Below are 13,718 nucleotides of genomic sequence, written 5' to 3'. Positions count from 1 at the left end.
AGGCGACTGCCGTTGTCAGCCGCCATCGCTATAGTTTCCCGACACCCTGTACCGGAGAGAACCGAATGCGTATCTGGAAAAAAGAAATCACCGTCGAAGAACTGACCCGCAACCATGTCGGCACCGCCGTCGCCACGCTGGGCATGGAGTTCCTGGAGGTGGGCGACGACTTCATCCGCGCCCGCGTGCCGGTCGACGAACGCACCCGCCAGCCCTACGGCATCCTGCACGGCGGCGTGTCGGTGGTGCTGGCCGAAACGCTGGGCTCCTGCGGCGCCCATTACTCGGCCCCCGAAGGCGACCGCGCCGTGGGCCTGGACATCAACGCCAACCACATCCGCTCGGTCACCAGCGGCTGGGTCATCGGCACGGCGCGCCCGGTGCACCGGGGCCGCACCACGCAGGTCTGGCAGATCGACCTGACGAACGAGGCGGGCGAGCTGACCTGCGTGTCGCGCATCACGATGGCGGTGCTGCAGCCGCGCTGAGGCGGCGGCCGCGCTTTCGCTCGCCCGATTTCCGCGCTATTTCCGCGGGCAGCTGTCCAGGCGCTGCGCCTGCCTGACCAGGCGCCCCGTGTCCTCCGCGAGGCAGGCACTCCGCGCAGTGGGCTCCATGGAGCCGCCGCCCCACGCCCTGGCGGCGCGCTTTGTACATGCCCGGTCGCGGGCAGCCTTCCACCGCTCGACCCTGGCTTCGATCGCCCCTTTGCACGCGGGGCGCCCATGCACCTTGTCCGCGACCACGCGATCGAGCGTCAGCTCGGCCGCCACCACATCGCGGTAAGCGCAGAAGTACATGCTCTGCTGGTCGGCAGCGCAATCTGCGGTCAGGCGGCTCAGTTCTTCCTCGGGCAGCTGGCTGCGCCGGGAGAGTGCGGACAGGACTTCTTGGGCGGAAGGCGCTTCGACGGACTTTTCGGAAGGCTGCGCAAGCGCCGACGCGCAAAAGCTCATGGCGATGAGCCACAAGCACGCAGCAAGACGTCCTGTGTTCATCGGGACGGCGCGACGGGTTGGAACGGCGTCACCTCTTCACGGCGCCGGTTCACGAGCCCGGAGGACCTGACCGCCCGTCCCCTGCGGCCACTGGCATCTCTGGGATGAATGAAAACGTGATTGGTCATGTTCGCCGCCACATCCGCATGGCTGCCGCGATCCGCGGCGTCGAGGGTTCTGCGCGCGCCGGTCGGGCCCGCGTAGAAAGTGAAACTCACCAGTGCGTCGAACTGTTCCTGTGTGAGCGTCTGACGGGTCACGCGGCGGCGCACCGTCTCTTCGGCCGAGGCGACCCTGGAGGCCAGTGCAGCATCCACTTGAGCGACCGTGACGGTGCGTCCCAGTTCTTCGGCGGTGCATCCGCCCAGGTGAGCCAGCGTGCCGGCGCCGAAGGTGCAGTTGTTTGCCACGTCGTCGTAGTACCGCAGAACGGCGCGCTCCCGGCGGCGAAGCTCGGACATGCCCGCGGCACTCATCCTCATGGTTTCGTTGGCCATCTTTCCTCCCGTTGTTGATGTTGTGACGCCGCGAGGCTAGAGACATACGCCGGGACGTCATACCCAATCCGTCACGGTCGGGCCGCAAATTGCCGGTTCACATTCTTCTCGCGCGCACGCCGCCCCTGCTGTGCTCCCGGATGTTCAGCACGAGACGCTTCGACCACAATCACGCCCCGGGAGAGCCAGGGCGCGCTGGGACAAGCGCAGGCGATTCGACGACCACCACCAACCGACACCCCCTCAAGAGGAGCAAAGAAGACATGTTCAACTGGACTGAAAGACCGGCGTCCGCGCTGGCCAACGGCGCGGTCATCGCGCCGGACGAGCGGCTGCCCTGGCTGCAGACCGGCGCGATGGGCGTGCAGCACGTCATCGCGATGTTCGGCGCCACGGTGCTGGCGCCGATCCTGATGGGCTTCAGCCCCAACATCGCGATCCTGATGAGCGGCATCGGCACGCTGATCTTCTACTTCGTGACCGGCGGCAAGGTGCCCAGCTACCTGGGTTCGAGCTTCGCCTTCATCGGCGTGGTGATCGCGGCCAGCGGCTACGCGGGCAAGGGGCCCAACGCCAATATCGCGGTGGCGCTCGGCGGGATCATCGCCTGCGGGGTGGTCTACATCCTGATCGGCGCCCTGGTGCAGGCCATCGGCACGGGGTGGATCGAGCGCTTCATGCCGCCGGTGGTCACGGGCGCGGTGGTGGCGGTGATCGGGCTCAACCTGGCGAGCGTGCCGATCAAGAACATGGCGGCCAGCAATTTCGAGTCGTGGATGCAGGCCGTGACCTTCCTGTGCGTGGGCCTGGTGGCGGTGTTCGCGCGCGGCATGCTGCAGCGCCTGCTGATCCTGGCCGGGCTGATCCTGGCCACGGTGGTCTACGCGGTGCTGACCAACGGCCTGGGCTGGGGCAAGCCGGTGGACCTGAGCGGCATCGCCAACGCGGCCTGGGTCGGCATGCCGACCTTCACCACGCCGGTGTTCACGGCCAACGCGATGCTGCTGATCGCACCGGTAGCGATCATCCTGGTGGCGGAAAACCTCGGCCACCTGAAGGCGGTGACGGCCATGACCGGCCGCAACCTCGACCCCTACATGGGCCGCGCCTTCATCGGCGACGGCATCGCCACGGTGGTGAGCGGCGCGGCCGGCGGCACGGGCGTGACGACCTACGCCGAGAACATCGGCGTGATGGCGGCCACGCGCATCTACTCCACCGCGGTGTTCGTGGTGGCGGCGCTGATCGCGCTGGTGCTGGGCTTCAGCCCCAAGTTCGGCGCGCTGATCCAGGCGATTCCGCTGCCGGTGATGGGCGGCGTGAGCATCGTGGTGTTCGGCCTGATCGCCATTGCCGGCGCCAAGATCTGGGTCGACAACAAGGTCGACTTCTCGCAGAACAAGAACCTGATCGTGGCGGCGATCACGCTGATCATCGGCACGGGCGACTTCACGCTGAAGTTCGGCGACTTCGCGCTGGGTGGCATCGGAACCGCCACTTTCGGGGCGATCCTCCTCTACGCGCTGCTGGGCAAATCGCGCAACGCCTGACCCTTGGGAAAGTGAAACGTCGTGCAAGAAGTGTTGTGCCGGGTACTTGAAAGAGGGGCCGGTCACCGGCCGGAAGCCCGCGCCCGTTAGACTCCAACGCTTTTCGCACCGACGTTTTCCCAATGGCCGATGTCTCCGCCGCGCGCACCAAGGCGGTTTTCGAATTCAAGAGCGCCACGCTGCCGCTGATTGCAGTGATCCTCAAGACGTCCGACCTGGACGTGCTGGCCGAGGCACTCGACGCCCAGCTGGCCGACTCTCCCGACTTCTTCGAGCAGGAGCCGGTGGTGATCGACCTCTCGCTGCTGCAAGGGCAGGACGAGGACGGCGGCAATGCCGACGCCACCGCCGAGATCGACTTCGCCGCCCTGCGCAGCCTGCTGGCGCGCCACCAGACCCAGCCGATCGCCGTGCGCGGCGGCAATGCCGCCCAGAACGCCGCGGCCCGTGCCGCCGGCCTGTCGCTGGCGGCCATGCCCTCGGCGCCCGCGCCCCGCCCCCCTGCCCCGCCCGCCGAGGCCCCGGCCGCGTCGGAAGCGCCGCAGATCGTGCGCGAAGTGCCGGTGCCGGCCAACGGCACGCTGCTGATCGACAAGCCGCTGCGCTCGGGCCAGCAGGTCTACGCCCGTGGCGGCGACGTGGTGGTGACGGCGGTGGTGAGCTTCGGCGCCGAGGTCATTGCCGACGGCAACGTGCATGTGTATGCACCGCTGCGCGGCAAGGCGATTGCCGGCGCGCGCGGCAACACCGAGGCGCGGATCTTCTCGACCTGCATGGAAGCGCAGCTGGTGGCCATCGCCGGGATCTACCGGACGAATGAGGTGCCGCTGCCCGACACGGTGCTGGGCAAGTCGGCCCAGGTGCGCTTGGACGGCAAGAAAATCGCGATCGACGCGATTCCATGACCCGGATCACCGGCTCACGGAACGCGACGACCCTGACAACCAACAACTGAATCGAAACAAGAAGGAATGGCCATGGCCAAAATTGTGGTGGTGACTTCGGGCAAGGGCGGCGTCGGCAAGACGACCACGAGCGCCAGCTTTGCATCGGGCCTGGCCCTCGCGGGCAAGAAGACGGCCGTGATCGACTTCGACGTGGGCCTGCGCAACCTGGACCTGATCATGGGATGCGAACGCCGCGTGGTGTACGACCTGATCAACGTCATCCAGGGCGAAGCCAACCTGAGCCAGGCGCTCATCAAGGACAAGCAGTGCGAGAACCTCTTCGTGCTGGCCGCCTCGCAGACGCGCGACAAGGAAGCCCTGACGCAGGAAGGCGTCGAGAAGATCCTGGCCGACCTGGCCGCGATGGACTTCGAATACATCGTCTGCGACTCGCCCGCCGGCATCGAGACCGGCGCCATGATGGCGATGTACTTCGCCGACGAGGCGCTGATCGTGACCAACCCCGAAGTCTCTTCGGTGCGCGACTCCGACCGCATCCTGGGCATGCTCAGCAGCAAGACCAAGCGTGCCAAGGACGGCGGCGACCCCATCAAGGAGCACCTGCTCATCACCCGCTACAACCCGAACCGGGTGGCGGGCGGGCAGATGCTCTCGCTGGAAGACATCCAGGACATCCTGCGCATCAAGCTGATCGGCGTGATCCCCGAGTCGGAAAGCGTGCTGCATGCCTCCAACCAGGGCGTGCCGGCGATCCACGACAAGGACACCGACGTGGCGCAGGCCTACAGCGACGTGGTGGCGCGCTTTCTCGGCGAAGAGAAACCGATGCGCTTCGTCGACGCCGAGAAGCCGGGCTTCTTCAAGCGGATTTTCGGGAGTAAGTAGGCATGTCGTTTCTCTCGTTCCTGCTCGGCGAGAAGAAGAAGACTGCAAGCGTCGCGAAAGAGCGCCTGCAGATCATCCTCGCGCACGAGCGCTCCAGCCTCAGCGGCAAGAAGCGCCCCGACTATCTGCCCGAACTCCAGCGCGAGCTGGTGGCAGTGATTTCCAAGTACGTGTCGATCAACGCGGACGACATCAAGGTGCACCTGGAAACCCAGGACAACCTCGAAGTGCTCGACATCAAGATCGAGCTGCCCGATCCGACGCCTGCGCCTGCGCGCTGAGCGGCGGCCAGGGAAAGAAGCGAAAGCGCACCGACGGGTCTTGCACGACCCGCTCGGACAGCGCGCGCTCCCACGCCAGGTAGTCGGCCCAGGCCGCATCGCGGCGCGGACCGAACACACGCATCACCGAGCCCCAGTCGTCGTCGAACGGGGTCAGGAGCTGGGCCGGCACGAATGCGGTCGTCAGCGGCCGCCCTGAGGCCTTCCAGCCCTGCGTTCCGCCCTGGAGCCAGGTGAACACCGCCCCCGAACCCGGCCAGCGCCGGTGCGCATCGCGCGCCACGCGGGCCGCCACCGCGCCATCGGGCGAGGTGAAGACCAGCGTGCGGCCGGGCGCGGCATGCGCGGCCAGGGGCGCGAGCGAGGCCGGCAGCATGTAGAGCGCGCCGGGCAGGTGGCCGCGTTCGAAGTCCAGGCTGGGGCCGACGTCGATCACCGTGACGGCGCCGTTCCTGCGCAGTTGGGCAAGGCCGGCATGGTCGAGTGCCTGGGGTGCTTCTTTGACGGTGACCGAGGCTGCGGGCGGGGCCTGTTCCGGCTGGAACGCATCGCCGCCGTAGATGTGCACCTCGGCCTGGTTGAGCTGCGTGAGCCAGAAGCTGGTGACGGCCGCGCGCAGGCGATGGGCCGGGTCGTCGAGCAGCACGATGCGAGCGCCGCGCGTGCCGATGAGGTTCTCGAAATGCATCAGCAGCTGGCCACCGGGCACGTGCTGCACGGCCGTGCCAGACAGGGCCGGATCGGCGGTGGGCCGCACGTCGAAGATGTAGAGCGTGCGTGTGTCGTCGGTGCGCCAGCGCGCGAGCTGCCCGGCATCGGCCAGAGGCAGGGCGAGGCGTTCGATGAGTTCGTCGGCGATGCGGCGCAGCACCTGGGGCGATTCGGGCGGAAGCTCGTCCTCGGGGGCAGCGTTCTGGACGGTCGGCGCGCCCTGCAGGCCCCAGGCCATGACGCCGTCTTCGACGAACACCGCGTCGGGTGCATTGCCGAGCAGCCGCAGCGTGGTGGCGCCGATGATGCCGCGTGTGCGGCTGAAGCAGTTGATGGCCCACACGTGGGCCGTGTCGCGCGGTGCGAAGTGGCGCAGTGCCAGTTCGGTGCCGGCATGGTTGCGTGCACCGGGCAGCGACAGGAACTCGAACTCCGCACGCGGGCGGGCATCGATCAACGTGGTCGGCAAGCCGTCGCGCTGGCGTGCCCGCAGCGCCTCGGTGGACAGGGCCGGCGTGCCGTAGTGCAGGCGGGCGCGATCACCGAAGGCCTTGACCAGCGTGCCGTAGCCGTCGATGGCGGGCAGGCCTTCGGTCACCCAGCGTTGCAGGCCGCCGTCTAGCGTGCGCACGTCGGTGTAGCCGATGCGCGTGAGCAGTGCTTCTGCGGCGTGCGCGGCGCCGTCGGGCGCGTTGTAGTCGTCGTAGAGAACCACGGGTGTGGTGCGACGCGGCACCAATGTGCCGATCTGCAGTTCGAGGCCGCTGAATGGCGCATTGCGTGCGAGGTTGGGGTGGCGCTGCACGAACCAACGGGTTTCGCGCACGTCGAGCAGGGCCAGTTCTTCTGCTGGCTCGGCCAGCAGCAAGGTCTGCAGTTCGGCGGGGGTGATGGCCTTCTTCGGGGTCCAGCTCATTTCGGTTTTCTACTACGTTGGCATTTGGTGTGTTTTTCGATCTTGCTCAGGGCTTTCGGGGCGAGTGCACAGGACACCGGGTACTCCCCTCCGCGAATGTCCCCCGGCCTGCGGCCTCCTCCTTTATTTCGCTGCGGGGAGCACCCGATGCCCTGTGCACGATGAGCGTTGCGCTTGTGCGGATCGATCAACAGTCGCTCTGACCGAACGACGCACTCCGAACACTCCATGACGAACAGCAAAGCAAGATCTCATCCAGGTATCAGTTGGGCTGGATGCCCGCCTGCTTCACAACGGCGGTCCACTTGACCGTCTCGGTCTGGATGAAGCGACCGAACTCCTCCGGCGTGTTGCCCACGGTGAATGCGCCGATGTCGTCGTAGCGCTTCCTGAAATCTGCCGACTGCACGATGTCATGCAGCTCGCGCGACAGGCGCTGCACCAGTGGCGCCGGTGTGCCGCTGCGCACCACGACGCCATACCACGAGGTGACCTCGAAACCGGGCAGGCCGGCTTCGGCGGTCGTGGGCACGTCGGGCAGCCACGGCGCGCGGGTCTTGTAGGCCACGGCCAGCGGCTTGAGCGTGCCGGCCTTCACGAAGGGAATGGCGGTGATCACCTCGTTGAAGATGAACTGCGTCTGGCCGCCCAGCAGGTCGTTGATGGCCGGTGCGCTGCCTTGGTACGGGATGGCGGTGAAGTCGGCACCGGTCTGCGTCTTCAGCAGCTCGCCCGCCAGGTGCGAGTACGCGCCCACGCTGATGCCGTAGTTGACCTTGCCGGGATGCTTCTTCGAGTAGTCGATCAGCTCGCGCGGTGTGCCGACGGGCAGCTTCGGGTTGACGAGCAGCACCTGCGGCGTTTGCACCAGCAGCGAGACGGGTGTGAAGTCGCGCGCCAGGTCGTAGCTCAGTTGCTTGAAAAGCGCGGGCTGCACGGTGAGGTTGGACGCGGGCGCGAGCAGCAAGGTGTAGCCGTCGGCCGGCTGGCGCGCCACGTAATCGAAGCCGATGTTGCCGGCCGCGCCGCTGCGGTTTTCGACCACCACCGTCTGCTTGAGCCGCTGCTGCAGCTGCTCGGCGACCTCGCGCGCGAGCTTGTCGGCGATGCCGCCTGCGGGATAGGGAACGACGACGCGGATGGTCTTGGTCGGGTAGTCGTCCACGGTGGCGGCGTGGGCCGGCGCGAAAACCAACAGCGCGGACGACAACGCGCCCAGCAGAGCGGCAAGACGGAACAGGGTGGGTTTCATGGGGCGAACGCGATGACGGGCGAAAGCGGCGGCAAGAGCGCGGCAAAGCCATGAAGCGTAGGTCGCGAGGCCCTCTGGCAGGAACGAAGTTTCACGATCTTGTTTATGCGAAATGCGCGCATGCAAGCGGGTTCTTCATACCTAGGATCGCAGTCCTTCGCACCATGACCTCGACCGCCGAACCGTCACCCGCGCCCCTGCGCGCACCTGTCACCAATGCCACCGCCGCGCGCCAGCATTGGTGGTGGCGCTACGAAGTGCCCACGCTGCTGCTGGCCGCCGCGCTGTACGCCGCATGGGCCGCATTGCTGTGGTGGCACAGGGCGCTGCCGGGCTGGGCGCTGTTCGTGCTCGGCGGCTTTCTCGCGCAGCTGCATTTCTCGCTGCAGCACGAAAGCATCCATGCGATGCGCCATCTGCCGACCTGGCTGCGCCACGCCGTGGTGTGGCCGCCGCTCAACCTGTGGCTGCCCTACCCGTTCTACAACCGCGGCCACAGCTCGCACCACGTCAACTTCCACCTGACGCATCCCGAGCGCGACACCGAAAGTGCGTACCACTCGGCCCCCGCGTGGGCCGGCTACGGACCGGTGTGGCGATGGATCTACATGGCGAACCAGACGATCGCGTTCCGCGTGGTGCTGGGGCCGTTTCTGCGGCTCTGGAAGCTGGTGCGCTTCGAGGTCGGGCAGGTGCTCTCGGGTAACTTCTCGCGCCTGCCGACCTGGGGCTGGCATGCGCTGAGCGTGGCGCCGGTGCTGTACTACGTGATCGGGGTCTGCGGCATGAGCCTGGGCGAGTACCTGCTGTACTTTGTCTATCCCGGGATGATGCTGGGCTCGCTGCGCACCTTCACCGAGCACCGCTGGGCCGACACGCCGCACGAGCGGGTGGCCATCGTCGAATCGAACGTCGTCTTCGGCCTGCTCTATCTCTTCAACAACCTGCACCACGTGCATCACCGTGCGCCGACGATGCCCTGGTACGAGATCCCGGTGTACTTCCGGCGCCACCGCGCGGCGGTGCTGGAAGCGAACGGCCATTTCTACTACCGGGGGTACGGGCAGATCGTGTGGCGGCACCTGTTCAGGCCGGTGTTCACGCCGGTGCATCCGACGTGGTAGCCGCCGGCGGGCTCGAAGCGGCCTATGCCAGCGTCATGAGGAAGCGCGTCACTTCGTCGAGCACGTCCGCCTCCTTGAGGATGCGGCGATGGCCCCAGCCCCGCGTGGCCACGAGCCGTGCGCTGGCGATGGCATCACGATAGGCCTCGGCATCGGCGAAGCGGTTCACGCGGTCATCGCGGTCGTGCACGATCAGCGTGGGCTGCGCAATGCGCGGCCCGGCGAAGGCGGGTTCGAACTGCGGCATGAGCACGCCTTCGCGCGCCTCGAACATCCGCTGCATCGCGGCCCGCGTGGATTCGCTGAGGCCGAACGCGTGCGCGAAGTAGCGCGTGTATTCGCGCGGCGACGCGGGCGGTGCGAGCAGCACGATGCGTTCGGCGGGCAGCCCGCGCCCGGCCGCATAGGCCAGTGCGTTGGCGCCGAGCGAATGCGCCACCACCGCGCGCAGCGCGTGGCCGTCGTTCGCGAGCCTCGCGGTCACGTAGTCGATGGCGCGCGCAAATTGCGCGCCGTTGGTGGCGGTGCCCGCGCTGCGGCCGTGGGCCGGCAGTTCGAGCAACACCGGCCGAAGGCCTGCAGCAGCCAATGCGTGGGCCAGCGGCAGCATCTGGCCGGCATGGCCGCCCCAGCCATGCACCAGCAGCACGATGGGTGCCGATTCCGCGGCCGAGTCTTGTGCGGCGAGGTGGTAGATGCCCACGCTCGCGTCCTCGAAGGACCAGGCCTCGTGCCGCCAGTCGGCACCGGGATGCTGGCCGCGATAGAGCCACTTGGGTGGCAGCGGCGTGCCGAACACGCGGTAGGCGGCGCGCACGCCCAGCGCGGGCCAGAGGCGCTGCGAGGCGCCCAGGCCGAAGCGCATGGCGCGCATCAGCCGGCTAGCGCCGTAGTAGTTGACGGGTGCGGTCTTCGAGGCTGCGGAAGTGCTTGTCATGAGGGGGTCCTCAGGGATCGATTCAACAGATGTGTGTTGTTCGTGCACGAGGCATTGCGCGCCTTGAACAACAAGGCTTGCCTAGTACCAGACCCAGTCGCGATTGCTGCGAGGCAGGCTGCGCAGGGTGTCGCACATCGTCCGGACGCCGAGGACGGCCGCGTAGGCGGCGAGAAAGAGGGCAATGATCAGCATGGTGCTTCTCCTATTTATCGCACGACTGTGCGAAATATTGGCAAATGGAAACGCGGGGAATCAGCCTGTTTCTTCCCGAGTCAGGCGAGGTAGCTGGAAAGAAGCCGCTGCCAGGTCTGCGTGGCGCGGTCGGCGGCCTGCGGATCGCGCAGGAAGCGCGCGTCGTGCAGCTGGGTCATCATCACGCCGTTCATTTCGCTGACGACTTGCGCGGGGTCGGTGTCGGCCTTGAGCTCGCCGGTTTCCACCGCGAGCATCACCGTGCGGCGCAGCGCGGCGCGCCAGCGCGTGATCTCGTCGAACAGCACGTCGCGCAACTCGCCCTCACGGTCGTCGAACTCGAAGGCACCGGCCATATAGAGGCATCCGGTGTGCATCTCGACATCGCGCGTGCGGGCGATCCAGCGCGCCACGATGTCGTTGAGGCGGGGCAGGCCCTTGGGCTTTTGCATGGCGGGCACGAACACGTCGGCCAGGAAGCCGCGACCGTACTCCTCGATGACGGCCTTCTGCAGCGCCTCGCGCGAACCCACGCGCGAGAACACGCCGCTCTTGGACAGCCCGAGCCGGCTCGCGACGGCCTGCAGCGTGATCGCCTCCAGCCCTTCGGCCAGCGCAAAGTTCATCGCCGCACCGACGATGGCGGTGCGGGTGAGTTCGCTTTTCTGGGTCTTGGCGTCCATGCGGCGAACTTTAGCACAGGCGTGCGAAATTACAAGCCACCCATCGGCAAAGGCTCTAAAGATGTTTTGCTCATGTGAAACCAACAAACGCATCGTTCCCCGAATAAGCACTTGTGCCGAGAATCGCCGGTCGGCTCCGCTCCGGGGCCCCGACCCTTCCGCGCCAGATGAACTTTCAACAACTGCGCTCGGTACGCGAGGCCGTTCGTTGCGGCTTCAACCTGACCGAAGTCGCGCACACCCTTCACACCTCCCAGCCCGGCGTGAGCCGGCAGATCCGCGAGCTCGAGGAAGAACTCGGCATCGAGCTTTTCGTACGCGCCGGCAAGCGCCTCACGGGCCTTACCGAGCCGGGCGGCCATGTGCTGCCGATCATCGAGCGCATGCTCATGGAGAGCAGCAACCTGCGGCACGCCGGACAGGAGTTCGTCGCGCAGCAGAGCGGCCTGCTCTCGGTGGCAGCCACGCACTCGCAGGCGCGTTACGCGATGCCGGTGGCGGTGCAGGAATTTCGTGTGCAGTTCCCGAACGTGAAACTGCACCTGCACCAGGGCTCACCCAAGCAGATCGCGCAGATGCTGCTCGATGGCGAGGCCGACGTGGGCATCGCCACCGAGGCACTGGGCGACTACCCGCAGCTGGTTGCCCTGCCCTGCTACCGCTGGACGCATTCGGTGATCGTGCCGCCGGGCCATCCGCTGCTCGACGCGCCGCTCACGCTGGATGCGCTCACACGTTATCCGCTCATCACCTACGACACCGGCTTCACAGGCCGTTCGCGCATCGACGAAGCCTTCGAGCAACGCGGGCTGCAACCGAACATCGTGCTGGCCGCCATGGATGCCGACGTGATCAAGACCTACGTGCAGTTGGGCCTGGGCGTGGGCATCGTGGCCGGCGTGGCCTACGAAGCCGAGCGCGACACGCAGCTGCGCGCGCTCGACGCGGGGCGCCTGTTCGGCATCAATCTCACCAAGCTCGCGGTGCGGCGCGGCACCTATCTGCGCAAGTACGTCTATGCCTTCATCGAGTCGTTTGCGCCCACGCTGACGCGCGCGGTTGTGGAGAAGGCTTTGGGCGATGAGGCAAGGGCATCGCACTACGAAATCTAGGGACTGTCCAGCAGCTGTTGCGTGGCGTGTACTACGGACGACAGAGAGGTTAAAAAAGAAGAATGCGCCTTCACACAAGGGGCGTACATTCGGGTTAATTCCCTGGCTTCCTGGAAACGGATCAGCAATGGCATCGACCCCGCAGCAGCAGCAACAGCAAACAAGGGCCGCCCTCAAGGCGGCCGATGCAGCCGAGCGGCGCGAGCGATTGAGACGGGCGTTGCCCGCCACGGTGGAACTTCTGCAGAGCCGCCAGGCCGACCGCATCGACGACAGCGACATCGACGCGTATGTGAGCCTTAACTGGCTCGAATGGCACGGTGGCGGCCTTCGGCTGACCATCACCGGGCGCAACGTGTGCGCCCAGTCTGTGCCCACCGCACTGGCCTGAGGGCCCGCCTCCCCCCAAAGAAAAGCCGCCACAGTGGCCTGTGGCGGCTTCGGGTCGTCGGTCGCGGCCGCGCGGTTGCGCGGCCACATGCGACGCAGGCCTCTGTTTACTGGCCTGCGATGATGTTCGCGATCACGCCGGTGGCAATGGCCGCGAGCACGAAGTCGCCGCCCACGCCGACCCACTGATACCCACGGGGCGGCGGCTGCAGGCGATAGCCGCGCCAGTCGTTCACCACGTAGTTGCGGCCCAGGTACTCGGGCGGCACGCGGCCACCACGGCGCCATTCGACGTGCGGCTGCGGGAAGCCACGGCGATCGAACTGGCGACCATCGCGGAAGTCCTGGTTTCCGCGATAGCCCGGAGGGCCGCGGTGATCGACGTTGGGGCCGCGCTGCTCATAGCGACCGTCGCCGGGGCGGCCGTCGAAGCGGCGGTCTTGCGCAAAGGCGCTCCCTGCGGCCATGCACATCGCGAGCGCCGCAGCAGCGACGGCCATGCTCCTTGAATTGCTGATCATCTGGAACTCCTTCATGCGTTGATGACGAGTCCATTGTGTGCCGCGCATGTGTCGCGATCGAACACTTCAGGTCAGGGTCAGGTGAAATCAGGTAAGCGCTGGTATCTGCACGAGGCCTTGTCCTTCAAATCGGAGCGTAGCGGTTGACCACCACACCGCATTCGTAGGCCGTGGACTGCAGCAAGCGCAGTTTGTGGCCCTTGTGCGGGTCGTGGAACACCGAGCGGCCACCGCCCACGGCCGTGGGATTGACGAAGAACTGGAACTCGTCGACCAGCCCATGCGCCACCAGCGAAGACGCAAAGCCCACGCCACCGATGCAGAGGATGTTCTTGCCGCCCTGCTGCTTGAGCGCGTTCACCTCGTCGGCCATGCCGCCGCGCGCGATGACGGTGCGCTCCCAGCGCGATGCCTTCAGCTTGTCGGTGAGCACGATCTTCCGCGCATCGACCACCTTCCGTGCAAAGTCGTAGTGCGGGTCGGCCGGATGGTTCTTCGCCGCGCGGCCCCAATGGTCGAGGTAGCCCTCTTGCGCGATCTTGCGGCTCAGCAGGATGGTGTCGATGCCACTGAAGACGGTGTTGAAGTCTTCCTTCAGCCGATCGTCCCAGGCCCAGCGGTCGCCCCAGCCCCACACCTGCCAGTCGAGATTGCCGTTGGCCGGCGAGACGTATCCATCGACGGACATCTGCATCTGGAGTATGAGTTTTCGCATGCGGCTTCTCCTTCGTTTCTTTCAATGCAACTGCTCTTGAAAT

16 protein-coding genes are annotated in these 13,718 nt (G+C 66.6%); 8 read left to right on the top strand and 8 right to left on the bottom strand.

The window, feature by feature from the left end; translation table 11 throughout:
- The first annotated feature begins 65 nt into the window (after positions 1-65).
- Complete coding sequence (locus tag ACGLHS_RS22345) at positions 66-488, top strand: hotdog fold thioesterase (protein ID WP_093242088.1); 423 nt, start codon at positions 66-68, stop codon at positions 486-488.
- Between the two features lie 36 nt (positions 489-524).
- Here the strand turns inward: ACGLHS_RS22345 and ACGLHS_RS22340 are convergent, their stop codons facing one another.
- Together ACGLHS_RS22340 and ACGLHS_RS22335 are read right to left on the bottom strand one after the other, a co-directional pair.
- Positions 525-998 carry a lysozyme inhibitor LprI family protein gene (locus ACGLHS_RS22340; protein ID WP_394483297.1) on the bottom strand — a complete coding sequence of 158 codons (474 nt, stop codon included), beginning with the start codon at positions 996-998 and terminating at the stop codon, positions 525-527.
- Positions 995-1,495 carry a lysozyme gene (locus ACGLHS_RS22335; RefSeq protein ID WP_394483295.1) on the bottom strand — a complete coding sequence of 167 codons (501 nt, stop codon included), beginning with the start codon at positions 1,493-1,495 and terminating at the stop codon, positions 995-997. Before ACGLHS_RS22335 ends, ACGLHS_RS22340 begins: the two co-directional genes overlap by 4 nt.
- Before the next feature lie 263 nt (positions 1,496-1,758).
- Between ACGLHS_RS22335 and ACGLHS_RS22330 the strand changes: the two genes are divergently transcribed.
- From ACGLHS_RS22330 to minE, 4 genes are all read left to right on the top strand, one after another.
- On the top strand, positions 1,759-3,045 hold the full coding sequence (locus ACGLHS_RS22330) for a solute carrier family 23 protein (protein ID WP_093242093.1): 1,287 nt from the start codon (positions 1,759-1,761) through the stop codon (positions 3,043-3,045).
- Between the two features lie 122 nt (positions 3,046-3,167).
- Entirely contained in the window at positions 3,168-3,950 is a 783-nt protein-coding gene (minC, locus tag ACGLHS_RS22325) for a septum site-determining protein MinC (RefSeq protein WP_394483292.1), read from the top strand.
- A 72-nt stretch (positions 3,951-4,022) separates the two neighbouring features.
- Positions 4,023-4,838: a septum site-determining protein MinD gene (gene minD / locus ACGLHS_RS22320; RefSeq protein WP_093243393.1), complete on the top strand. Its 816-nt coding sequence runs from the start codon at positions 4,023-4,025 to the stop codon at positions 4,836-4,838.
- A gap of 2 nt (positions 4,839-4,840) precedes the next feature.
- Positions 4,841-5,119, top strand: coding sequence for a cell division topological specificity factor MinE (gene minE / locus ACGLHS_RS22315; protein ID WP_093242098.1), 279 nt, complete (start codon positions 4,841-4,843; stop codon positions 5,117-5,119).
- Here the strand turns inward: minE and ACGLHS_RS22310 are convergent.
- Positions 5,076-6,746, bottom strand: coding sequence for a rhodanese-like domain-containing protein (locus tag ACGLHS_RS22310; RefSeq protein WP_394483290.1), 1,671 nt, complete (start codon positions 6,744-6,746; stop codon positions 5,076-5,078). The genes minE and ACGLHS_RS22310 overlap by 44 nt on opposite strands.
- A 262-nt stretch (positions 6,747-7,008) precedes the next feature.
- Positions 7,009-7,998, bottom strand: coding sequence for a Bug family tripartite tricarboxylate transporter substrate binding protein (locus tag ACGLHS_RS22305; protein WP_394483288.1), 990 nt, complete (start codon positions 7,996-7,998; stop codon positions 7,009-7,011).
- 164 nt (positions 7,999-8,162) lie between these two features.
- Between ACGLHS_RS22305 and ACGLHS_RS22300 the strand changes: the two genes are divergently transcribed.
- Positions 8,163-9,122, top strand: a complete 960-nt coding sequence (locus tag ACGLHS_RS22300; protein WP_394483286.1) for a fatty acid desaturase — start codon at positions 8,163-8,165, stop codon at positions 9,120-9,122.
- A gap of 22 nt (positions 9,123-9,144) precedes the next feature.
- On the opposite strand, the gene ACGLHS_RS22295 is transcribed toward ACGLHS_RS22300, so the two are convergent.
- Positions 9,145-10,059 (bottom strand): alpha/beta fold hydrolase, encoded by a 915-nt coding sequence (locus ACGLHS_RS22295; protein WP_093242107.1) that lies wholly within the window; start codon positions 10,057-10,059, stop codon positions 9,145-9,147.
- 275 nt (positions 10,060-10,334) lie between these two features.
- Complete coding sequence (locus tag ACGLHS_RS22290) at positions 10,335-10,937, bottom strand: TetR/AcrR family transcriptional regulator (RefSeq protein WP_394483284.1); 603 nt, start codon at positions 10,935-10,937, stop codon at positions 10,335-10,337.
- 167 nt (positions 10,938-11,104) lie between these two features.
- Between ACGLHS_RS22290 and ACGLHS_RS22285 the strand changes: the two genes are divergently transcribed.
- Together ACGLHS_RS22285 and ACGLHS_RS22280 are read left to right on the top strand one after the other, a co-directional pair.
- Entirely contained in the window at positions 11,105-12,049 is a 945-nt protein-coding gene (locus tag ACGLHS_RS22285) for a CysB family HTH-type transcriptional regulator (RefSeq protein WP_093242112.1), read from the top strand.
- 127 nt (positions 12,050-12,176) lie between these two features.
- Complete coding sequence (locus tag ACGLHS_RS22280) at positions 12,177-12,440, top strand: hypothetical protein (protein ID WP_093242115.1); 264 nt, start codon at positions 12,177-12,179, stop codon at positions 12,438-12,440.
- Positions 12,441-12,546: 106 nt separating this feature from the next.
- Here ACGLHS_RS22280 and ACGLHS_RS22275 read toward each other — a convergent pair whose 3' ends face one another.
- Both ACGLHS_RS22275 and ACGLHS_RS22270 read right to left on the bottom strand, forming a co-directional pair.
- Positions 12,547-12,960, bottom strand: a complete 414-nt coding sequence (locus tag ACGLHS_RS22275; RefSeq protein WP_093243395.1) for an RcnB family protein — start codon at positions 12,958-12,960, stop codon at positions 12,547-12,549.
- A gap of 124 nt (positions 12,961-13,084) precedes the next feature.
- Complete coding sequence (locus ACGLHS_RS22270; RefSeq protein ID WP_394483281.1) at positions 13,085-13,675, bottom strand: dihydrofolate reductase family protein; 591 nt, start codon at positions 13,673-13,675, stop codon at positions 13,085-13,087.
- Positions 13,676-13,718 lie beyond the last annotated feature (43 nt).

Source organism: Variovorax sp. VaC1 (assembly GCF_043658315.1).
Taxonomy (GTDB): Bacteria; Pseudomonadota; Gammaproteobacteria; order Burkholderiales; family Burkholderiaceae_C; genus Variovorax.
The sequence above is the reverse complement of the archived record's forward strand: the minus strand, read 5'-3'. Positions and strand labels throughout refer to the sequence as shown.